This window comes from Lentzea sp. NPDC003310 (assembly GCF_040610935.1).
Classification (GTDB): domain Bacteria; phylum Actinomycetota; class Actinomycetes; order Mycobacteriales; family Pseudonocardiaceae; genus Lentzea.
The window spans coordinates 18,956-40,611 of record NZ_JBEXNC010000024.1 but is presented as its reverse complement, the minus strand read 5'-3'; the positions used below and the strand labels follow the sequence as shown (position 1 = coordinate 40,611).

The window sequence follows — 21,656 nt, the reverse complement described above, 5'->3', positions numbered from 1 at the left end:
TGATCCCCATGCGCATCGCCGTGAGTCAGATCAGCTCGACCACCGACCCCCGCTCCAACCTGGAGCTGGTGCGCGACGCGGTGCGGCGGGCCGAGGGCGCGCGGGTCGTGGTGCTGCCCGAGGCGACGATGTGCCGGTTCGGCGTGCCGCTGGGGCCGGTCGCGGAGCCGTTGGACGGGCCGTGGGCGACGGCGGTGCACGAGATCGCGGCTTCGCACGACGTCGTGGTGGTGGCGGGCATGTTCACGCCTTCCGGTGACCGCGTGACGAACACGCTGCTGGTGACCGGGCCGGACCTGCACGTGGGCTACGACAAGATCCACCTGTGCGACGCGTTCGGGTTCCAGGAGTCGCGGACGGTCGCGCCGGGGTCCGCGCCGGTGGTGTTCGAGGTCGACGGGGTGACGCTGGGGGTCGCGACCTGCTACGACGTGCGGTTCCCCGAGCTGTTCCGGGCGCTCGCGGACAAGGGTGCGTCGGCGGTGCTGGTCGGGGCGTCGTGGGGCGCCGGGCCGGGGAAGAAGGAGCAGTGGGAGCTGCTGGTGCGGGCTCGGGCGTTGGACTGCACGTCGTACGTGGTGGCGTGCGGGCAGGCTCATCCCGGGGATCTCGGGTCTTCGGCGCCGACCGGGATCGGGTACTCGACGGTGGCGGACCCGTTCGGCAACGTCGTGGTGCAGTTGTCGGAGCAGGTGTCGGACACGGTGGTGGATCTCGACCTCGACCTGGTGACCCAGGCCCGAGAGGTGTTGCCGGTCCTCGCGAACCGGCGCCTCACCTCCAGCTAACGCAGGTCCATGCCGAGGTCGAGTGACGGGCTGGAGTGCGTGAGGCCGCCCACCGCCAGGTAGTCGACGCCGGTCTCGGCGTACGCGCGGGCCACGTCCAAAGTGAGCCCGCCGGACGCCTCCAGCTTCACGCCGTCCGGCCTGCGCGCCACCGCCTGGGCGCACTGCTCGGGCGTGAAGTTGTCCAGCAGCACCAGTTCCGCGCCCTCGGCCAGTGCCTCGTCGAGCTGCTCCAGGCTGTCGACCTCGACCTCCATCAGCAGTTCCGGCGCGTGGGCGCGGGCCGCGCGGATCGCGGCGCCGACCGAACCCGCAGCGGCGACGTGGTTGTCCTTGATGAGGATCGCGTCGCCGAGGCCCATGCGGTGGTTCACGCCGCCGCCGGCGCGCACCGCGTACTTCTGCAGCAGACGCAGGCCCGGCAACGTCTTGCGCGAGTCGCGGACGGCCGCGCCGGTGCCCTCGATCGCGGTGACCCAGCGGGCGGTCTGAGTGGCGATGCCGGAGAGGTGGCAGATCAGGTTGAGCGCCGTGCGTTCGACGGTGAGCAGGCCCCGGGTCGGGCCGGTGAGCACCAGTGCGGGCTCACCGGGGACGGCCTTGTCGCCGTCCTGCGCCTCGGTGACCACCTCGATGTCCGGCAGGTAGCGCTGGAACGCCGTGCGGGCAACGGAAACGCCGCACAGCACGCCTGCCGCGCGCGGGGTGATCTCGGCGGTCGCGACCGCCTTCTCCGGCACGGTCGCGAGCGTCGTGGCGTCGAGGCCGTAGCGGAGGTCCTCCTCCAGCGCGAGCTGGATGACCCGGTTCGCGTCGTCCCAGTCGGTGTTGCCGTCGGTGGTCATGCGACACCCTTTGCGAGCACGGGATCGGCCAGCACGGGCTGGCCGGTCGGGGTGAGCCGGACGAGCTGACTGCGTTGCCACGCCTCGGAACGCTCGGTGAAGTCCGTGCGGACGTGGCAGCCGCGCGACTCGGTGCGCTGCTGCGCGGCGGCGATCAGGGCGCGGGCGGCCGTGGTGAGCGCCGCGTCCTCGACCAGTTCGCGCGACTCCAGCTGCTTGTCCACAGTGGACACGTCGAGCACCGAGCCGACGACGGCCAGGCCCTCGGCGTCGCGGCCGATGGCGGCGTAGCGGGACATCACGCGCTGCAGCAGGTCGCGGTCCGCGACCGGGGCGGTCGGCAGGACCGGGTCCACGGCGCGGGCCGGGGCGATCAGGCCGATCGCGAGGTCCGCGGCCACGGTCTCGGCGGCGCGGGTGCCGCAGACCAGGCCTTCGAGCAGGCTGTTGGAGGCCAGGCGGTTCGCGCCGTGCAGGCCCGTGCGGGCGACCTCGCCGACCGCGTACAGGCCGGTCACGCCGGTGCGTCCGTCCACGGTGGACACCACACCGCCGCAGGCGAAGTGGGCCGCCGGGGCGACCGGGATCGGGTCGGTGGCCGGGTCGACACCGACCGAGACGCACGCCGAGTACACCGTCGGGAAGCGGGTCGCCATGTCGTGCAACGACGTCGCGTCCAGGAAGACGTGGTCGTCGACGCCACCGGGCTCGGTCGCCATGTGCCGGGTGATCGCGGCCGCCACGACGTCGCGCGGGGCCAGGTCCTCCAGCGGGTGCACGCCCTTCATCACGCGGGCGCCGGTCGCGTCGACCAGCACGGCACCCTCGCCGCGCACGGCCTCGGTGACGAGCGGGCACCGGCCGCGCGCGCCGCGGCCCGTGTAGAGGACGGTCGGGTGGAACTGGATGAACTCGACGTCCGCCGCGAGCGCACCCGCCCGCAGCGCCAGAGCGAGGCCGTCCCCCGTTGCCACGGAAGGGTTCGAGGTCGCCTGGTACATCTGGCCGAGCCCGCCGGTGGCGAGCAGCACCGCGGGTGCGGTGAGCACGCCGGGCACGCCGTTGCCGTCCAGCACGAGGAGTCCGGCGACCGCGCCGAGCGGCGTCTTCACCGCGTCGACCGCGACGTGGTTCTCCAGCAGCGGAACCCGTCCGTCCACAGTGGCCTTGAGCAGGGCGCGCTCGACCTCGGCGCCCGTAGCGTCACCGCCGGCGTGCACGACGCGGAACGCGCTGTGACCGCCTTCGCGGGTGCGTTCGAGCAGGCCGTCGGGCTTGGCGTCGAACACGGCGCCGCGCTCGCGCAGTCGCGCCACGGCCGCGGGGCCGTCGGTGATGATCGCCGCGACCGCCGCGTCGTCGCAGAGGCCCGCGCCCGCCGTCAGCGTGTCCTCGATGTGCCGCGCGACCGAGTCGCCGGGGTCGTGCTGGTCCTCCATGACGACGGCGACGCCGCCCTGCGCCCAGCGGGTGTTGCCGTCGTCCCCCGCGGCCTTCGTGACGACCAGGACCCGAAGTCCCAGCTCACGAGCCCGCAGCGCGGCGGTGAGGCCCGCCACGCCCGTGCCGACCACGATCAGGTCGGCTCGCGCCTCCCAGCGCGCGGCCATCACTCACCGCCGCCGGGCTGGCCGATCTCGATCATGCGCTGCACGGCACCCTGGGCACGCTTGGCGGTCTCCAGGTCGACGTGCACCTCGTCCAGGCCGTCGCGCACGCACCGCAGCAGCGCGGCCGGCGTGATCATCTTCATGTAGGTGCAGGACGCGCGGTCGTTGACGGCGCGGAAGTCGATCTCCGGAGCGGCCTTGCGCAGCTGGTGCAGCATGCCGACCTCGGTCGCGACGAGGACCTTGGTCGCCTTCGTGCTGCGCGCGGCGGTGATCATGTCGCCGGTCGAGAGGATCTTGACCTTCTCCGCCGGGACGATGCCCTCGCCGCTCAGGTACAGCGCGCTCGTGGCACAGCCGCACTCCGGGTGGATGAACAGGTCGGCGTCCGGGTTCGCGGCGGCGCGCTCGGCCAGCTCGGGACCGTTGATGCCGGCGTGGACGTGGCACTCGCCCGCCCAGATGTGCAGGTTCTCGCGGCCGGTCTCGCGCTTGACGTGCGCGCCCAGGAACTGGTCCGGGCAGAACAGCACCTCGCGGTCGGCGGGGATCGAGCGCACCACGTCGACGGCGTTCGAGGACGTGCAGCAGATGTCCGTCTCGGCCTTCACCTCGGCCGTGGTGTTCACGTAGGACACGACGACGGCGCCGGGGTGCTGCGCCTTCCACTCGCGCAGCTGCGCGCCGGTGATCGAGTCGGCGAGCGAGCAGCCGGCCCGCTCGTCCGGGATCAGCACGGTCTTCTCGGGCGCGAGGATCTTCGCGGTCTCGGCCATGAAGTGCACGCCGCAGAAGATGATGGTCTGCGCGTCGGACTGCGCGGCGATGCGGGACAGGGCCAGCGAGTCGCCGGTGTGGTGGGCGATGTCCTGGATCTCGGGCAGCTGGTAGTTGTGCGCCAGGATGACGGCGTCGCGTTCCTTCGCGAGGCGCAACACCTCGTCCCGCCACGCCGCGTTCGGCTCGACTCCGCCGTACACGCCTGACGCGGTTCGCTCCACGGTTGCGGTAGCGACCATCACTGCCTCCTCGATCCGGGGTTTTCGCCTATTGGTCGAAAACGTGGCCGATAGTATCAGCCAGGTGGCAGGTGTGGGGCACGAAGTTCTGGCCGCTGTGTTGCGGGTGAGAGGTGCGTCACTCCAGGTCATGCTGTGGGAGCGCGCTCGGGAGCCACACGCTCACCGCTGGTCGCTGCCGGGTGGCGAGCTCCGGGTGGACGAGGACGTCGAGTCCTCGATTCGCCGTCAGCTGGCGGAAAAAGTCGACGTGCGACAGTTGTCACACGTCGAACAGCTGGCCGTCTTCAGCGCCCCGGACCGCGTCCCGGGCCCCCGCGTCGTGGCGACCGCGTTCCTCGGACTGGTCCCTTCGGACGTCGACCCCGAGGTCCCTTCGGACACCGCGTGGCACTGCGTCGAGGAACTGCCCGCGATGGCGTTCGACCACGCCTCGATCGTCGCGCGAGCCCGGCACAGGCTCGGCTCGAAGCTGTCGTACACGAACCTGGGCTTCGCCCTGGCGCCACCCGAGTTCACGATCTCGCTGCTGCGCGACCACTACTCCGCGGCACTGGGCTACCGGGTGTCCGCGACGAACCTGCAACGCGTGCTGTCGCGCCGGTTGTTGCTGGAACCGACGGGTGGCACCGCTCCCCCGGGCCCGTCCGGCGGCCGGCCCGCCGCGTTGTTCCGGTTCAGCGCCAAGGGAATCAAAGTGACCGATCCGTTCGCCGTGCTGAGACCGCCGGGATCCGGCCGTCCAGCAGGCGGAGGTGGCACCACGTAACGTTGCACGCGTGGCAGAGACGCTTCCGTTGTTCCCGCTGGGCACCGTGCTGCTGCCCGGCGCTTCTCTGCCGTTGCACATCTTCGAACCCCGGTACCGGCAGCTCGTCGTCGACCTGATGACCGGCACGCTGTTCGGACGCACGTTCGGCGTGGTGTGCATCAAGCAGGGCTGGGAGGTCGGCGCGGACAACGTCCGGTCGCTGCAGGACATCGGGTGCACGGCGGATCTGCTGGACGCGCGCCCGCTGCCCGAGGGGCGGTTCGACATCGTGACGCGCGGGGTGCGGCGGTTCCGGCTGCTGGACGTGGACACGACCACGGCGCCGTACCTGCTGGCGCACGTCGACTACCTGGACGACGCTCCCGTGCCGGAGGCGGCTCTCGAGGTCGTGCCGTTGCTGGAGCGCGGGGCTCGGGCGGCGCACGAGAGGTACTGCGGGGCCGCTTGGCACCAGGAGGACTGGTCGGCGCCGGCGGATGACGTGTCGTTGGGGGATTTGTCTTATCTGCTGGCCGCTGATTGTTTGTTGCCTGTGGAGGATCGGCAGCGGTTGCTGGAGGAGCGGTCGCCGGCTCGGCGGTTGCGGTTGGTGCGGCGGATGTTGCACCGGGAGACCGGGATTTTGAGCGCTTTGAAGGCTGTTCCGGTGCCGTTGACGGAGTTCGGGCACGTGCCCAGCCAGAACTGAGGCCGAACTGGGGCGGCGGGTTCGGGTGGCTTGAGGCGACGGCGTGGTGGGTGGAGCGGGGTGCCTGCTCTGGTGCGATGGCGCGGCGAGTCTAGGTGTGGCTGAGCAGGCGAACGGGTCGGGCGCGGCTGGACGCGGGCGCGGTGTGCGGGGCGGCGAAACGCGAGCGTTGTGCGGGACGCGGTGTGCGGAGCGGCGAGAGTTGGCGTCGTGCGGCGCAGGACGCGAGTCGGCATGCGGGCGAAATGGGCGAGGCCGAGGTAGGCGGGCCTCAACGCGGGTGTGCGGGGCGCGGTGCGCGGTGGCGCGACGTGCGGATCGCGGCGGGGGACCGCAGTGCGGCAATCGCGGTGCGCGGGCCGCGGTGCGGCGATCGCGCGATGTGCGGGCCGCGGGCAGTGCGCGCGGGGCGGAGATCGCCGTGCGCAGTCGCGATGCGCGGTCGCGGCGTGCGGTCGCGTGGTGCGGTCGCGTGGTGCGGTCGCGGGGCGAACCCGAGAAGAACAAGGCAGGCCGGGCGGGCTGACCGGGTACCGACCTGACCAGGACTCCGAGCCGACTCCGCACTCTGAGCCGCCCCGGAACCCGAGCGGTCCACGGCCCTGAGCAGTCCACAGTTCTCGGCCGCCCCCGAGGGGGCCGTCCAACCGACCACCCCGCCACCCTCCCCTCACCTCCGCCTTCCCACGCCCCCAGCGCCACCCAGCCCAGCCCACACCCTCCGATTGTCGGATCGTTGAATTGTGGCCTTGTGGGATTGTTGAACAATCCTTACCCTGAGGTCCACATCACAGTCGACCACTCCTCCACCACGCTGCGAGGTGTCCCATGAGCACGTCCACGACCGAGGACACAGGCCGATTCGCCTGGTTCCGCAGTCTCGGCCACAAGGGCAAGCGCGCGTTCGTCGGCGCGTTCGGCGGTTACGGGCTGGACTCCTACGACTACTGGGTCCTGCCGCTGAGCCTGGTCGCGATCACCGGCTACTTCGGCCTCACCAAGGCGGAAGCGGGCCTGCTGGGCACCAGCACGCTGCTGATGAGCGCCATCGGCGGCGCCGTCGCGGGTGTCATGGCCGACCGGTTCGGGCGGTCGAAGACGCTCATCATCACGGTGGCCGCCTACGCGTTCTTCACGGTGTTGTGCGGTTTCGCGACCAACTACGAGACGCTGCTGGTCTTCCGCGCGCTGCAGGGACTGGGCTTCGGTGGTGAGTGGGCGGCCGGCGCGATCCTCGTGGCCGAGTACTGCAAGCCGAAGTACCGCGGGCGCACGGTCGCGTTCATCCAGAGCGCGTGGGCCGTGGGCTGGGGGCTCGCGGTCGTCGTCAACACCATCGTGGCCAGCGTCGCGGATCCGGCCATCAGCTGGCGGATCATGTTCTGGACCGGTGCGCTGCCCGCGATCCTCATCTTCTACGTGCGCCGAAACGTCGACGACGCGCCGGAGACCAAGGCCCAGCCCAAGGAGAAGGGCACGTTCCCGAAGATCTTCCAGGGGCCGATCCTCAAGACCACGCTGTTCGCCGCGCTGCTCGCGACCGGTGTGCAGGGCGGGTACTACACGCTCGCCACGTGGTTGCCGGCGTTCCTGCAGACCGGGCGCGGGCTCACGATCATCGGCACGGGCGGGTACCTCGCGTTCCTCATCACCGGTGCGTGGATCGGGTACGTGTGCGGCGGCTACCTGACGGACTACCTGGGGCGCAAGAAGACTTTCACGCTGTTCGCGATCGCCAGTGCGTTGCTGATCGTCGCGTACACGCAGATTCCCAACGGCGCCAACACGTTGGTCATGTTCCTCGGCTTCCCGCTCGGGTTCTGCATGTCGGCGATCTTCAGCGGGTTCGGCAGCTACCTGTCCGAGCTCTACCCGACCCAGCTGCGGGGAACGGGGCAGGGCTTCACCTACAACTTCGGGCGCGCGTTCGGCGCGGTGTTTCCCGGGCTGGTCGGGTTCATGGCCGACCGGATGGGCATCGGCGGTGCGATGCTGTTCGGGGCGGCCGCGTACGGGATCGGCGTCATCGCGCTGATCTGGCTGCCGGAGACCGTCAACAAGGAGCTCGAGTGACGACCGCGGGACAGGCGCCGGGACAGGCGCAGGCCAACCTCATCGCCATCCCCAGGGACTGGGCGTACGACTTCCTGCTCTTCACACACCGCAACCCCAAGCCCTGCCCGGTGCTCGACGTGCTGGACGCGGGCGAGACGGTGAGCGCGCTCAAGCAGGACGCGGACGTGCGCACCCACGCGCCGCGGTACCGGATCTGGGAGAACGGCGAGCTGGTGGCCGAACCCGAGAACGCCACCGACCACTGGCGCGACGACCTGGTGACGTTCCTGATCGGCTGCAGCTTCACGTTCGAGACCGCGCTGACCAACGCGGGTGTGCCGCTGCGGCACGTGGATCAGCAGAAGAACGTCTCCATGTTCGTCACCGACATCCAGTGCCGGCCCGCCGGACGGTTGCACGGGCCTATGGTCGTGTCGATGCGCTGGATCCCGGAGTCCCTTGTGGACATCGCGCACAAGGTCACGTCGCTGATGCCCGCGGTGCACGGCGCTCCGGTCGGGGCCGGGGACCCGCGCATGCTCGGGATCGACGACGTGCACACGCCGGACTTCGGTGACGCGGTCGAGCCGGAACCCGGTGACGTGCCGGTGTTCTGGGCGTGCGGGGTGACTCCTCAGGCCGTGCTGATGAAGTCCAAGCCGCCGTTCGCGATCACGCACGCGCCCGGCCAGATGTTCGTGACCGACATGCCCGACTTCGCCTACCGCGTCGGCTAGGCGGGCACGAGGACGGCGCCCCGGAGCAGTTCAGCCGAGGCGTCGTCCCAGGTCGTCCAGGCCGTTCCAGGCCGCGCAGCAGCCGTACGCCAGCGCGGCGCCGAGCGGCCACGCCAGGATTCCCCACCACGTCTCCAGAGCCGGCGCGATGAGCAGGGTGTCGTTCGCCTTGATCGACGACGGCATCGGGTACGCGCCCGCGGCGAGCTTGCCGCCCATCCACTGCGCCATCCACCCCGCCGCGAACGAGCCGAGCGTCATCCCCAGCATCGCCACGGGTCCGCGCCGCTGCCGCAGCAGCCACGTCGCGATCCCGGTGACCACACCGGCGCCGAGGCCGATCAGCACGAACACCATGAGCGCGTCGAGCCGGTGGTAGCTCTCCACGCCGATCGGGTAGAACTTGCTGTCCTGCGCCGAGACGATCTTGAGCTGGGCCGGTGCCAGCCACGACCAGAGGTACGCGGCCGGCAGCCCGAACGCGAACGTCGTCAGCGCGATCACGAGACCCGGCAGCAGATCCCGCTTCACCACCACCTTCGGCCGTGGCCGGGGGTAGTAGTGGTAGACGTACGGCGGCTCCGGCACGGGTTCGATGCGCACCGGCGCTGCTTTCTCGTCCATTCGCGGAAGATTACTACCGGGATCTTCTCAGGGGCGCGACGCGGTCTCCCCGTGGCGGCTGCACCGTGCCGTCCAGCCGTCCGGAGTCACCTGGACGACCATGCGGCGCGCGCACTCCGCGCAGTACCGCGGCGGGTCGATCATCGACAGGCGCTGACGGCAGAACGCGTGGTCGCCGTCAGCTTCCTCTTTGCCGCAGAACGAGCAGTACATGACGGCAATCATCACAGGGTCTGGCTCAGCGCCTTGATGGGCATCGACAGCTCCTCGAGCATGTCGAGGTCCTGCTGCGCCGGGCGGCCGAGGTTCGTCAGGTAGTTGCCGACGATGATCGCGTTGATGCCGCCGAGCATGCCCTGCTTCGCGCCCAGGTCGCCGAACGTGAGCTCACGGCCGCCCGCGAACCGCAGGATCGTGCGCGGCAGCGCGAGCCGGAACGCGCCGACCGTGCGCAGCGCCTCGGCGCCCTCCACGACCGGGTAGTTCTCGTACGGCGTGCCGGGGTTCGGGATGAGGAAGTTCAGCGGGACCTCGTCCGGCTCGAGCTCGGCGAGCTGCACGGCGAACTCCGCGCGCTGCGCCAGCGTCTCCCCCATGCCGATGATGCCGCCGCAGCAGACCTCCATGCCGGCGTCGCGGATCATCCGCAGCGTGTCCCAGCGCTCCTCCCAGGAGTGCGTGGTGACGACCTCCGGGAAGTGCGAGCGGGCGGTCTCGAGGTTGTGGTTGTAGCGGTGGACACCCATCGCCACGAGCTCGTCGACCTGCTCCTGCGTGAGCATGCCGAGCGAGCAGGCGATCTGGATGTCGTTGCCGTCGGCGCGGATGGCCTTGATGCCGTCGCGCACCTGCGAGAGCAGCCGCTTGTCCGGGCCGCGCACGGCCGCGACGATGCAGAACTCGGTCGCGCCGGTGTCGCGGGTCTGCCGCGCCGCGCGGACCAGGCCCGGGATGTCGAGCCACGCCGAGCGCACCGGCGAGGGGAACTGGCCGGACTGCGAGCAGAAGTGGCAGTCCTCGGGGCAGCCGCCGGTCTTGAGCGAGACGATGCCCTCGACCTCGACCTCGGGGCCGCACCAGCGCTCGCGGACCTCGTGCGCCAGCGCCAGCAGCTCGGGGATGCGGTCCTCGGGGAGTTCCAGCACCTTCAGCACCTGGGCCTCGGTGAGCCCGACGCCTCGTTCGAGCACCTGCTCACGAGCTTCGTCGAGCACGTCGATCTGTTCCGGTGCTGCGGTCACGGTCTCTCCTCCTCCTGTGGCCTGGCGTGCACTATGCCGCACTGAATCCTTCATCGTGGAGCGACGTAGGTCACTGGACCGCGAATTGAGCCGCGAACGTCTCCGGGTCGAACTCCCCGCCGAACCAGGGTGAAAACGATCTCTTGGCGACCGTCAGGAAGTCCACCGGGCCGAGCTTCGTCACACCCTGGGGCAGCGCGCCGAGCAGCGGGGCGCCCGCCGCCTCGGGCAGGTCGGCCAGGTTCGTGAGCGACGCGAGGTCGGGGTGCAGCGGCCAGCTGCCGACGACGACACCGATCGACTCCAGGCCGCGCCGCTGCAGCGCCTCGGCCGTCAGGGCGGTGGTGTTCAACGTCCCGAGCCCCGCCTGGGCCACGATCAGGACGGGGGCGTTCACGGCCCAGGCGATGTCCGCGAGGGTCGAGCCGCCCTCGTCGAACCGCACCAGCAGCCCGCCCGCGCCCTCGACCAGCACCAGGTCGTGGGTCTCATCGAGCTCCGTCACCGCGGCGGCGACGTCCCTGGGGTGCACGGTGGCCATGCCCGCGCGTCTGGCCGCGGTGGCCGGTGCCAGCGGGTCGGGGTATCTGGCCAGCTCACGGGTCGTCACGTCGCCCGCGAGCCGCGCCACCTCCGCCACGTCGCCCGGCTCGCCGGGCAGCAGACCGGTCTGCGCGGGCTTCAGCACCGCGACCCGCCTGCCCTCTGCCCTGGCCAGCGCCGCGATGCCCGCGGTGACGGCGGTCTTGCCGACCTCGGTCCCGGTTCCGGTGATCACCAGCACGCTCACAGGAACTCACCTTAGGACGTGACATACCGTGACGGCATGACCGAGCAACCGATCGTGATGTACGGCGCCGAGTGGTGTGGGGACTGCCGCCGGGCCAAGTCCTGGCTGACCCGCAACAACGTGCCGTTCACCTACGTCGACGTCGAGCACGACGACGAGGCGCGGGACCGTGCGATCGAGATCGCGGGCCGCCGGAACATCCCCGTCGTCGTCCTCCCGAACGGCGACTTCCTGGTGGAGCCGACCGACACTCAGCTGGCGGCCGCGATCACGCCCTGACAGATCGTCGCGATGTCGTCGTCCGTGCTGACGAACGGCGGCATCGTGTAGATCAGGTCGCGGAACGGCCGCAGCCACACACCCGCGTCCACGGCGGCCTTGGTCGCCCGTGCCATGTCCACGGGCTCATGCAGTTGCACGACACCGATAGCGCCCAGCACGCGCACGTCCCGAACGCCGGGCAACGCGCGTGCGGGCTCCAACCCCGCCGAGAGCCCCGCCGAGATGCGCGCGACCTCGCGCTTCCAGTCCTGCGACAGCAGCAGGTCGATGGACGCGAGGGACACCGCCGACGCCAGCGGGTTGCCCATGAACGTCGGCCCGTGCGCGAGCACCGGCACCTCGCCCTTGCTGATGCCGTCCGCCACCCGCGAGGTGCACAGCGTGGCGGCCATCGTCAGGTACCCGCCGGTCAGCGACTTGCCCAGGCACATGACGTCCGGGCTGACGTTCGCGTGGCCTGCGGCGAAGAGCTCACCGGTGCGGCCGAAACCCGTGGCGATCTCGTCGAACACCAGCAGCACGTCGTGCGTGTACGCGAGTTCGCGGAGCACGTGCAGGTAGCGCGGGTCGTGGAAGCGCATGCCCCCGGCGCCCTGCACGACCGGCTCGACGATGATCGCGGCCAGCTCGTCCGCGTGTTCCTCGATCAGGTCGGCCAGGTGCTGGACGTACGCGGTGTCCATCTCGGCCGGCGGCTCGTCCGCGAACACCTGCCGCGGCAGGATTCCGTGCCACAGCGAGTGCATTCCGCCATCGGGGTCGCAGACGGACATCGGGGTGAACGTGTCGCCGTGGTAGCCGCCGCGCCACGTCAGCAGGCGGCGCTTCTCCGGGCGGTTCCGCGACCGCCAGTACTGCAGGCACATCTTCACGGCGACCTCGACCGAGACCGAGCCGGAGTCGCACAGGAACACGTGCTGCAGCTCGGAAGGCGTGATCTCGACGAGCTTCTCGCAGAGGCGGATGGCGGGCTCGTGGGTGAGCCCGCCGAACATCACGTGGCTCATCCGGCCGAGCTGGCCGGTGACGGCCGCGTCGAGCACCGGGTGGCGGTAGCCGTGGATGGCCGCCCACCACGACGACATGCCGTCGACGAGTTCGCGGCCGTCCGCGAGCGTGAGCCGGACACCCGAGGCCTCGGTGACGAGCAGCGGTTCCTGGGTGCCCGGCATCGGGCCGTACGGGTGCCAGACGTGCGCCTGGTCGAGCTTCAGCAGGTCGTCCACGCGCCCGACATTAGGCGAGGCGCACCGGAAGCGTGTGCAGGCCGCGGATGAGCGTGCTGTCGCGCCACACCAGCGTCTCCGGCTCGGCCGCGAGCGTCAGGTTCGGGAACCGCGCCAGCAGCTGCGTCAGCGCGACATCGAACTCCAGCCGGGCCAGTGGTGCGCCCACGCAGAAGTGGATGCCGTGCCCGAACGCCACGTGGCCCTGCGCGGACCGCGTCACGTCGAGCTGGTCGGGGTTCTCGTAGCGCTCGGGGTCGCGGTTCGCGGCGACCAGCGACACCATCAGGATCTCGCCGGCGGGCACCGTGACGCCGCCGAGCTCCAGGGGTTCCTTGGTGTAGCGGAAGGTCGCGATGTTGACCGGGCCCTCCAGCCGCAGGAACTCCTCGGTGCTCGCCGGGATCAGCTCCGGGCGGTCCTTGAGGATCTGCAGCTGGTCCGGGTTCTGCAGCAGCGACAGCACCGCGTTGCCGATGAGGTTCACCGTCGTCTCGTGGCCCGCCACGAGCAGCAGGAACGCCATCGAGATCAGCTCTTCGGTGTTCAGCCGGTCGCCGGACTCGTCGGCGTGCACGAGGGCGGAGAAGAACGTGTCGTTCGGCTCGGCCTCGGCGATGGCCGTGACGTGCTGGTACAGGAACGCGGCCATCGCGCCCCCTGCCGCCTCCACCTGCTCCGGCGTGCCGAAGGACAGCAGCTGGTTGGACCACTCGCGGAAGTCGTCGCGGTTGTCGATCGGGATCCCGAGCAGCTCACAGATCACCGTGATGGGCAGCGGGAACGCGAACACGTCCAGCAGGTCGACCTCGTCGCCGTCGTTCAACTTCGCGATGAGCTCGGCGGCGATCTCCTGCACGCGCGGGCGCAGCAACTCGACGCGGCGGGCGGTGAACGCCTTGGTCACGAGCTTGCGCAGGCGGGTGTGGTCGGGCGGGTCCAGGTTGAGCATGTTCGCGGCGAACCGGGGCTCGCCCCTGCGGACCTGCTCGGGGTCGGAGGAGTGCTCGACCATGAGGTGGCCGCCCTCCAGGACGTTCTTGCTGGCCTCCGGGGCGGTGAGGGCGATCTTCGCCTCGTCGTACCGAGTGACCAGCCAGACCTTGAGCCCCCGCGGCATGCGGACTTCCTGCACGGGCCCCTCGGCGCGCAGCATGTCGTGCACGTCGTGCGGGTTCTGGACGTAGTCGTCGGGCAACTGGGTGAGTGTCGTCACCTCACCCAGTTAACCCCGTTTACTCACTGCTCGCCACTATTTCTCGAGCCGTCCTCGTTCCTGCACCGTCCACAGGTTGCCGTCGAGGTCGGTGAAGTCGAAGAAGCTCGCGTAGTTGCGGTGGGCGGGGTCGGCGCCCGGCACGAACCCGCCCTGCCAGTCGGGCATGCCCGCCTTGTGCCGCAACGGTCCCACGTCCACGCCACGGGCGGCGAGGTCGCGGTGGGCCGCCTCGATGTCGTTCACCACGAGGTAGTTGCCGAGGCCGGTGCCGAACTGGATCGAACAGCCCGAACCCGGCGGGGTGAGTTGCACGACGCGAAAGTGGTCATTGGGCCGATAGTCGACATCCAACTCGAATCCGGCCATTTTCGTGTAGAAGGCGATCGCGCGGTCCACGTCGGCGACGGGAACCGTCAGCACCTCGATCCGGTAGTCCACGTCAGACCAGCACCTCTCCGCCGTCGACGCCCAGCGTGACGCCGGTCGTGAACCCGTTGGTGAGCAGGAAGAGCACCGCGCCGGCGATCTCGTCCGCCCGCCCGACGCGACCGGCCGGGCTGGTGGCCTCGCGGGACGCGAACAGCGCGGCCTTCCGCTCCGCGCCGAGCGCGTCGTAGGCGCCGGTGTCGACGGTGCCGGGCGAGACCGCGTTGACCCGGATCGGCGCGAGCTCGACGGCGAGGCTCCTCGTGACCGCGTCGACCGCGGCGTTCGTGGCGCCGACCGCGAGCATGCCGGGCACGACCCTGCGGGCCGAGGCGCCGGAGAGGAAGACGAACGAGCCGGTGCGCGGCAGACGCGGCGCGAAGTGCCTGGCCAGCAGGATCGACCCGATGACCTTGACGTCGAACGACGCGCGGACGGCGTCGCGGTCGAGGTCGGCCGCGGTTCCCCGTGCCCTGGCCGACGCCGTCGACACGACGTGGTCGACGTTCCCGACCCGTTCGGCGAGCGCGGCGATGCTGCCCTCGTCGGTCAGGTCGACGTGCTCGTCCTGGTTGCGCCCGGCCAGGACGACGGTGCCGCCGGCGGCGCGGATCCCGTCCGCCACGGCTCCGGCGATGCCGCCGGAGCGCCCGATGACCAGAACCCTCATCGCTGCTGCTCCTTGATCTCTTCGGGGGTCAGGCCGCGGTCGATGCCGTGCAGCACAACGGACTGCCCCGGTTCCAAGGCCAGTTTCCGGTCGTCGAGGTACACGTCCACGAGGTCGGGTTCGAACGAGACCCAGTCCCGCACCGGCGCGACCTCGGACCACGCCTCGGGGTACGACCAGGCGGCACGCCCGCGGTCACCGATGTCGTAGTAGCTCGCCAAACCCTTGTAGGGGCAGAAGGTCTCGCCTTCGACGAGCGTCAGCGCTGAGGCGTCGACGTCCTCGCGCGGCACGTACCAGCGCGGCGCGAAACCCGACTCGTACAGCGCCAGCGGCCTCGTCGTGTCCGCGACGACCCGGTCGCCGTCGCGGACCACGAGGTGCCTGGAGGTCTGCCGGATGTCGATGCGGTGGTACGGGTCCGCCGCGTGCCCGACGATCCGTTCGTCCTCCTCGTAGAACGCGTCCATTGCGCGCCAAGCGAAAGCGACCCGGTCCGCCAGCACGGTCGCGTGCTCCGGGAGGTCGACGTGCTGCCACGCCGCGTGCTTCGTCCCGCCGACCGCGAACCACTCGGTGGCACCGAGGTCGCGGTGGTTCGTCGTGCGCGCTTCCTCTTCGAGGCCCGTGACGTCGCCGCGCGGGAAGTACGCGACCGGGTAGCGGCCGGGCTCGTGCAGCAGCACGACGTCCTCGCTGTCCGCGACCCACTCCCCTCCGTGCCGCACGCGCATCCGGCGGCGCAGCGGCTCGGCGAACAACAGCCGCTCCGGCACCGGTTCCGGCGTGAGGAACCGGCCCACGGCCTTCGCCCCCAGCGGTCCTTGCTGCCACGACAGACCCATGACCATCTCCTAACCCTTTAAATGATGGTTGATAGTTAGGCAGAGTGTCCTATAACCTGTCAAGGGTAACTTTGGAGGTTAGAGATGCTGCTCGACCTGTTGAACACGACGCCCGTGCTGGACGACGGGCAGCACGACGTGCTCGCCGAAGAAGGCCCGGACTGGCTGGCGGCGCACGGCCAGCCCGCGTCCGGCGACGAACTGCGCGCGTTGACCGCGGCCCGCGACGCGCTGCAGGCCGTCGTGCGCGGCCAGGAGCAACCGGCGGCGCTGGCCCCGTTCGTCGAGGGCGTCGGGCAACGGGCCGGCGTGGACTCGACCGGCGTGACGTGGCAGCTCGACCTGCCGGCGGGACGGACGGCGGCCGCACGGGCGGTGCTCGAGTGGGACGCGCTGCGGGTGGCGAGCCCCGGCCGGCTGCGCCCGTGCGCGAACCCCGACTGCCGCCTGTTCCTGCTCGACCAGAGCAAGCCGAACAGCGCCCGCTGGTGCTCGATGGCGGTGTGCGGCAACAGGATGAAGGCCCGCCGCCACTACCAGCGCACCCGAGGAGGCCAGTGATGGCACGGCTGCTCTCGCTTAACGTCGGTCTGCCGAAGGACGTCGACTGGCACGGCCGGACCGTCCACACCGGAATCTTCAAGCAGCCGGTCGACGGACCGCTGATGGTGCGCAAGCTCAACATCGACGGCGACGGCCAGGGCGACCTCGGCGGGCACGGCGGCGAGAACCGCGCCGTCCTGGTGTACCAGCGGGAGTCGTACGAGCACTGGCGCACCGAACTCGGGCGGGAGTTCGAGTACGGCCAGTTCGGCGAGAACTTCACCGTCGAGGGCCTGGCCGACACCGACGTGCACATCGGCGACCGGTTCCGCGTCGGCGGCGCCGAGTTCGAGGTCACCCAGCCCCGCGTCACCTGCTACCGCGTCGGCATGAGACTCGGCGAGCCGCGCATGCCGTCGCTGATGGTCGCGCACGGCCGCCCCGGCTTCTACCTGCGCGTGATCACCGAGGGAGAGGTCCGGGCGGGCGACGAGATCGTGCGCACGCGCGTCGGGCGGCACCGGATGAGCGTGGCCGCGATCGACGCGTTGCTGTACCTGCCGGGCAAGGACGAGGACCAGCTCCGCAAGGCCGTCGACCTCCCCGCGCTGAGCCCCGGCTGGCAGGGCTCGTTCCGCGACCTGCTGGCGCCTGACGAGCCCGAACCCGTTGGCTGGGAAGGGTTCCGGCCGCTGCGGGTCACCGAGGTCGTGCGCGAGAGCCCGTCCATCACGTCGTTCCACCTCGCCGGCGACGACCTGCCTCACGCGCTGCCCGGCCAGTACCTGACCGTGCGGGTGCCGGGAGGCGTGCGGAGTTACTCGCTCTCAGCGGACTCGTACCGGATCAGCGTCAAGCGCGACGGCGTGGTCAGCACGTGGCTGCACGACCACGTCAAAGCCGGCGACACGCTGGAAGTCGCGGCGCCGCGCGGGGAGTTCGTGCTGCGCCCCGGTGACGAACCGGTGGTGCTGCTGTCCGCCGGAGTCGGGATCACTCCGGTGCTCGCGATGCTGCACGCGTTGAAGGACACCGGCCGCGAGGTCTGGTGGGTGCACACGACCCGTTCGGCCGACCACGCCTTCGAGGGCGAGGTCCGGCGACTCGGGCCGGTCCACCTGCTCGTGCACCACTCGGACGAGGGCAGGCTCACCCGCGCGGACCTCGAAGCCCTGCCCGCCGGTGCGAGCGCGTACCTCTGCGGCCCGGAGGCGTTCATGGCGGACATGCGCGCGGCCCTCGCCGACCTGGGGTTCGACCCGGCACGCGTCCACACCGAACTGTTCGGCACCCGCGGCGCGATCAACCCCGGGATCACCGGCGCGGCAACGGTTCCCCCGCACCAGCCCGCACGGCAGGGCACCGGTCCGGCGGTCACGTTCGCGCGCAGCGGCCTCACCGTCGCCGCTCGCGAGGACGAGTCGCTGCTCGACCTGGCCGAGGCGTGCGACGTCCCGACCCGCTGGTCGTGCCGCACCGGCGTCTGCCACACGTGCGTGACGCCGGTGCTGTCCGGGACCGTCGCGAACGCGCCGGAGCCGCTGGAACCGCCGGCTCCCGGCAACGCGCTGATCTGCTGCGCACGGCCGGAAACCGATCTGGTGCTGGATCTCTAGCGGTGGATGGTGATGCCGCGGATGGTCTTGAGATCACCGAAGAGCGACGGCGTCGTGTTGACCCGGTAGTTGTCCACCACCAGCATCTCCTTCGACTTGTCGCGCTTCTGCACCTCCAGGTGCACCGCGACGTGCCCCTCGTGGGACTTGAGCGTGACCTTGAGCTCCTCGATCAGCTCGGGCGTCAACGTCTTGGTGTGCAGGCCGAGGACGAGCGGCGGGTCGGCGTCCGGGTTCATCTCCGCGTCGCTGATGTCGAGCGGGACGACGCCGTCACCGAAGATCGCCATCTTGTCCTCGCGCCAGTTCACCCGGCCCTTCACGCACACGGCGGAGTCGAGCTCCAGGTCGTCGCGCAGCACCTCGTACGACTTCGGGAAGAACAGCACCTCGATGGACGCGTCCAGGTCCTCGATGACCGTGATCGCCCACGGCAGGCCGTTCTTGTTCACCCGGCGCTCGATCGACGAGATCATGCCCGAGACGATCAGCTCGCCTTCCTTGGGCGGGTCGTCGAGCACGACGGCGATCGGCCGCGGCGCGAACTTGCGCAGGATCCGCTCGGCGCCGTCGAGGGGGTGCGAGGAGACGTAGAGGCCCAGCATCTCCTTCTCGAGGCTGAGCATCTGCTTGCGCGGGTACTCCTCGGTGCCGAACTTGAGGTGCGCGAGCGGTGAGGTGCTGTCGTCCTGGTCGTCGGCGCTGTCGCCGCCGAACAGGTCGAACTGGCCCTCGGCCTCCTTGCGCTTGATCGGCACGACGGCGTCGACCGCGTCCTCGTGCACCTGGATCAGCGACAGGCGGGTGTTGCCGAACGAGTCGAACCCGCCCGCCTTGATCAGCGACTCGATGACACGCTTGTTGCAGGCGACGAGCTCGGACTTGTCCATGAAGTCCGTGAAGGACGTGTAGTTGCCCTTCTCCTTGCGGGACTTGATGATCGACTCGACGACGTTCGCGCCGACGTTGCGGATCGCGCCCAGGCCGAAGCGGATGTCGGTGCCGACCGCGGAGAACCGCAGCGCCGACTCGTTGACGTCCGGCGGGAGCACCTTGATGCCGAGGCGGCGGCACTCCGCGAGGTAGACCGCGGACTTGTCCTTGTTGTCACCCACGGAGGTGAGCAGAGCGGCCATGTACTCGGCGCGGAAGTTCGCCTTGAGGTACGCGGTCCAGTACGAGATCAGGCCGTACGCGGCGGCGTGCGACTTGTTGAACGCGTAGCCGGCGAACGGGAGGATCGTGTCCCACAGCGCCTGGATCGCCTCGTCGGAGAACCCGCGCGGGTCGGCCCGCATACCGGCCTGGAAGCCCTCGAACTCCTTGGCCAGGACCTCGGCCTTCTTCTTGCCCATGGCCTTGCGGAGCACGTCCGCGCGACCCATGGAGTAGCCCGCGACCTCCTGGGCGATGAACATGATCTGCTCTTGGTAGACGATCAGGCCGTGCGTCTCGCCGAGGATCTCCTTGAGCGGTTCGGCGAGCTGCGGGTGGATCGGCTTGACCTCCTGGCGGCCGTTCTTGCGGTCCGCGTAGTCGTTGTGCGCGTTCACACCCATCGGGCCGGGGCGGTACAGCGCGCCGACCGCGACGATGTCCTCGAACGACGTCGGCTGCATGCGGCGCAGCAGGTCGCGCATCGGGCCACCGTCCAGCTGGAACACGCCGAGCGTGTCACCGCGGCCGAGCAACGCATACGTCTCCGGGTCGTCCATCGGGAGCTTGTCGAAGTCCGGGACGGCGTCCTTGCCCCGGTTCATCTCGATGTTCTCGATGGCGTCGCCCATGACCGTCAGGTTGCGCAGCCCGAGGAAGTCCATCTTGAGCAGGCCGATGTTCTCGCACGACGGGTAGTCCCAGCCGGTGATGAACGAGCCGTCGTCGCGGTACCAGAGCGGAATGGAGTCCGACAGCGGGTCCTTCGACATGATGACCGCACACGCGTGCACACCGGCGTTGCGGATCAGGCCCTCGAGACCGAGCGCGGTGTCGAAGATCTCCTTCACCTGCACGTCGGTCTCGAGCAGCGACCGGACCTCGGCCGCCTCGTTGTAGCGCGGGTGGCTCTTGTTGACGATGCCGTTGAGCGGGATGTCCTTCGCCATGATCGGCGGCGGCAGCGCCTTGGAGATCTTGTCGGCGATCGCGAAGCCCGGCTGACCGTGGTGGACGCGCGCCGAGTCCTTCAGCGCGGCCTTGGTCTTAATGGTGCCGAACGTGATCACCTGGGCGACCTTGTCGGCGCCGTACTTCTCGCTCGCGTACCGGATCATCTCGCCTCGACGGCGGTCGTCGAAGTCGATGTCGATGTCGGGCATGGCGGTGCGCTCGGGGTTCAGGAACCGCTCGAACAGCAGACCGTGCGGGATCGGGTCGATGTTCGTGATGCCCATAGCCCACGACACCGCGGCACCTGCCGCGGAACCACGGCCGGGACCGACGCGGATGCCGACGCTGCGGGCGTAGTTGATGAGGTCGGCGACGATGAGGAAGTACGCCGGGAAGCCCTTGTCGATGATGACCTGGGCCTCGTAGTCGCAGCGATCGATGTACTCCTGCGGCACCTCGGAGTCGCGGAACCGCCACTCCAGGCCGCGCCGGATCTCCTTGCGGAACCAGGACGCCTGGTCCTCGCCCTCGGGGACCTCGAAGTTCGGGATCCGGTCCTTGATGGACCAGATGTCGTCGTACGACTCGACCATCTCCGCGACGAGCAGCGTGTTGTCGCACGCCTCCGGCAGGTCCTTCCAGATCTGCCGCATCTCCTCGGACGACTTCAGGTAGTAACCGTCGCCGTCGAACTTGAACCGGTTCGGGTCGGTCAGCATCTTGCCGGACTGCACGCAGAGCAACGCGGAGTGCGTGTCCGCCTGGTCCTTGGTGACGTAGTGGCTGTCGTTCGTCGCGAGCGGCGGGATGCCGAGCTTGCGGCTGATCTCCAGCAGGCCCTCGCGGACCCTGGTCTCGATGTCGAGGCCGTGGTCCATCAGTTCCAGGAAGAAGTTCTCCTTGCCGAAGATGTCCTGGTAGTCGGCGGCGGCCTGGAGCGCCGCGGCGGTGTGGCCGAGCCGCAGCCGGGTCTGCACCTCGCCGGACGGGCAACCGGTCGTCGCGATGATGCCGTTCGCGTGCTCCGAGACGAGCTCGCGGTCCATGCGGGGCTTGTAGTAGTAGCCCGTCTTGCTCGCCTCGGTGTGCAGCCGGAAGAGGTTCCGCAGGCCGTCCGCGTTGCGCGCCCACATCGTCATGTGGGTGTAGGCACCCGCACCCGAGATGTCGTCGCCGCGCTGGCCCGGGTCGCCCCAGAAGACCGGCTTCTTGTGCAGGCGGTTGTGCGGCGCGAGGTAGGCCTCGATGCCGATGATCGGCTTGATGCCGGTCTTCTGCGCCGTTTGGTAGAACTCGTCGGACCCGTACATGTTGCCGTGGTCGCTCATGCCGACGGCGGTCATGCCGAGCCGCCCGGCCTCCTCGAACAGCGGGGCCACCTTGGCCGCACCGTCGAGCATCGAGTACTCGGTGTGCACGTGCAGGTGCACAAACGAGTCCGCCACGGTACCTCCAGGAGATCGAACGGACGCGTGGGAAGGACGCGAATTCCGGATTCGCCAACCCTATCCCGACGCGAAGATCACCTCACGGAGGCACGGGGGTTTGTCG

Annotated in this window: 21 protein-coding genes; 8 read left to right on the top strand and 13 right to left on the bottom strand. The window is 70.0% G+C overall.

What is annotated here, in order from left to right; all coding sequences use genetic code 11:
• Nucleotides 1-8: 8 nt before the first annotated feature.
• Nucleotides 9-788, top strand: a complete 780-nt coding sequence (locus tag ABZX02_RS38235) for a carbon-nitrogen hydrolase family protein (RefSeq protein WP_355306026.1) — start codon at nt 9-11, stop codon at nt 786-788.
• Here ABZX02_RS38235 and nadC read toward each other — a convergent pair.
• The 3 genes from nadC to nadA are packed head-to-tail and all read right to left on the bottom strand — an operon-like array spanning nt 785 to nt 4,262.
• Complete coding sequence (gene nadC, locus ABZX02_RS38230; protein ID WP_355306024.1) at nt 785-1,633, bottom strand: carboxylating nicotinate-nucleotide diphosphorylase; 849 nt, start codon at nt 1,631-1,633, stop codon at nt 785-787. The two genes, ABZX02_RS38235 and nadC, sit on opposite strands and share 4 nt — an antisense overlap.
• Entirely contained in the window at nt 1,630-3,243 is a 1,614-nt protein-coding gene (locus tag ABZX02_RS38225) for an L-aspartate oxidase (RefSeq protein ID WP_355306022.1), read from the bottom strand. The genes nadC and ABZX02_RS38225 overlap by 4 nt, the downstream gene beginning before the upstream one ends.
• A complete protein-coding gene (gene nadA / locus ABZX02_RS38220) occupies nt 3,243-4,262 on the bottom strand; it encodes a quinolinate synthase NadA (RefSeq protein WP_355306020.1) in 1,020 nt (339 codons plus the stop codon). Before nadA ends, ABZX02_RS38225 begins: the two co-directional genes overlap by 1 nt.
• A 100-nt stretch (nt 4,263-4,362) precedes the next feature.
• On the opposite strand from nadA, the gene ABZX02_RS38215 reads away from it, so the two are divergent.
• The 4 genes from ABZX02_RS38215 to ABZX02_RS38200 all read left to right on the top strand — a co-directional run bounded on the left by ABZX02_RS38215 (nt 4,363) and on the right by ABZX02_RS38200 (nt 8,514).
• On the top strand, nt 4,363-5,031 hold the full coding sequence (locus tag ABZX02_RS38215) for an NUDIX domain-containing protein (protein ID WP_355306164.1): 669 nt from the start codon (nt 4,363-4,365) through the stop codon (nt 5,029-5,031).
• A 10-nt stretch (nt 5,032-5,041) separates the two neighbouring features.
• Nucleotides 5,042-5,722 carry an LON peptidase substrate-binding domain-containing protein gene (locus ABZX02_RS38210; RefSeq protein ID WP_355306018.1) on the top strand — a complete coding sequence of 227 codons (681 nt, stop codon included), beginning with the start codon at nt 5,042-5,044 and terminating at the stop codon, nt 5,720-5,722.
• 828 nt (nt 5,723-6,550) lie between these two features.
• Nucleotides 6,551-7,795, top strand: a complete 1,245-nt coding sequence (locus ABZX02_RS38205; protein WP_355306016.1) for an MFS transporter — start codon at nt 6,551-6,553, stop codon at nt 7,793-7,795.
• Complete coding sequence (locus ABZX02_RS38200; RefSeq protein ID WP_355306014.1) at nt 7,792-8,514, top strand: putative hydro-lyase; 723 nt, start codon at nt 7,792-7,794, stop codon at nt 8,512-8,514. Before ABZX02_RS38205 ends, ABZX02_RS38200 begins: the two co-directional genes overlap by 4 nt.
• 30 nt (nt 8,515-8,544) lie before the next feature.
• Here the strand turns inward: ABZX02_RS38200 and ABZX02_RS38195 are convergent, their stop codons facing one another.
• The 4 genes from ABZX02_RS38195 to bioD form a co-directional block, all read right to left on the bottom strand.
• Nucleotides 8,545-9,138 carry a DUF2567 domain-containing protein gene (locus ABZX02_RS38195; RefSeq protein ID WP_355306012.1) on the bottom strand — a complete coding sequence of 198 codons (594 nt, stop codon included), beginning with the start codon at nt 9,136-9,138 and terminating at the stop codon, nt 8,545-8,547.
• A gap of 27 nt (nt 9,139-9,165) precedes the next feature.
• Nucleotides 9,166-9,351, bottom strand: coding sequence for a hypothetical protein (locus ABZX02_RS38190; RefSeq protein WP_355306010.1), 186 nt, complete (start codon nt 9,349-9,351; stop codon nt 9,166-9,168).
• An 11-nt stretch (nt 9,352-9,362) separates the two neighbouring features.
• On the bottom strand, nt 9,363-10,379 hold the full coding sequence (gene bioB / locus ABZX02_RS38185) for a biotin synthase BioB (protein WP_090067528.1): 1,017 nt from the start codon (nt 10,377-10,379) through the stop codon (nt 9,363-9,365).
• A gap of 70 nt (nt 10,380-10,449) precedes the next feature.
• A complete protein-coding gene (bioD, locus tag ABZX02_RS38180; protein WP_355306008.1) occupies nt 10,450-11,169 on the bottom strand; it encodes a dethiobiotin synthase in 720 nt (239 codons plus the stop codon).
• A gap of 36 nt (nt 11,170-11,205) precedes the next feature.
• Between bioD and ABZX02_RS38175 the strand changes: the two genes are divergently transcribed.
• Nucleotides 11,206-11,448 (top strand): glutaredoxin family protein, encoded by a 243-nt coding sequence (locus ABZX02_RS38175; protein ID WP_355306007.1) that lies wholly within the window; start codon nt 11,206-11,208, stop codon nt 11,446-11,448.
• Here ABZX02_RS38175 and ABZX02_RS38170 read toward each other — a convergent pair.
• From ABZX02_RS38170 to ABZX02_RS38150, 5 genes are all read right to left on the bottom strand, one after another.
• Nucleotides 11,421-12,623, bottom strand: coding sequence for an adenosylmethionine--8-amino-7-oxononanoate transaminase (locus tag ABZX02_RS38170; RefSeq protein WP_355306162.1), 1,203 nt, complete (start codon nt 12,621-12,623; stop codon nt 11,421-11,423). The genes ABZX02_RS38175 and ABZX02_RS38170 overlap by 28 nt on opposite strands.
• A 64-nt stretch (nt 12,624-12,687) precedes the next feature.
• Complete coding sequence (locus ABZX02_RS38165) at nt 12,688-13,833, bottom strand: cytochrome P450 (protein ID WP_355306160.1); 1,146 nt, start codon at nt 13,831-13,833, stop codon at nt 12,688-12,690.
• Nucleotides 13,834-13,929: 96 nt separating this feature from the next.
• Nucleotides 13,930-14,334, bottom strand: coding sequence for a VOC family protein (locus tag ABZX02_RS38160; protein ID WP_355306005.1), 405 nt, complete (start codon nt 14,332-14,334; stop codon nt 13,930-13,932).
• A gap of 1 nt (nt 14,335) precedes the next feature.
• A complete protein-coding gene (locus tag ABZX02_RS38155) occupies nt 14,336-14,992 on the bottom strand; it encodes an SDR family oxidoreductase (protein WP_355306003.1) in 657 nt (218 codons plus the stop codon).
• Entirely contained in the window at nt 14,989-15,837 is an 849-nt protein-coding gene (locus ABZX02_RS38150; RefSeq protein WP_355306001.1) for a DUF427 domain-containing protein, read from the bottom strand. The genes ABZX02_RS38155 and ABZX02_RS38150 overlap by 4 nt, the downstream gene beginning before the upstream one ends.
• Before the next feature lie 84 nt (nt 15,838-15,921).
• Here ABZX02_RS38150 and ABZX02_RS38145 point away from each other — a divergent pair, with 84 nt between their 5' ends.
• Complete coding sequence (locus tag ABZX02_RS38145; protein WP_355305999.1) at nt 15,922-16,398, top strand: CGNR zinc finger domain-containing protein; 477 nt, start codon at nt 15,922-15,924, stop codon at nt 16,396-16,398.
• On the top strand, nt 16,398-17,996 hold the full coding sequence (locus ABZX02_RS38140; protein WP_355305998.1) for an MOSC domain-containing protein: 1,599 nt from the start codon (nt 16,398-16,400) through the stop codon (nt 17,994-17,996). Before ABZX02_RS38145 ends, ABZX02_RS38140 begins: the two co-directional genes overlap by 1 nt.
• Here ABZX02_RS38140 and dnaE read toward each other — a convergent pair.
• Nucleotides 17,993-21,550, bottom strand: a complete 3,558-nt coding sequence (gene dnaE, locus ABZX02_RS38135) for a DNA polymerase III subunit alpha (protein ID WP_355305996.1) — start codon at nt 21,548-21,550, stop codon at nt 17,993-17,995. The genes ABZX02_RS38140 and dnaE overlap by 4 nt on opposite strands.
• Nucleotides 21,551-21,656 lie beyond the last annotated feature (106 nt).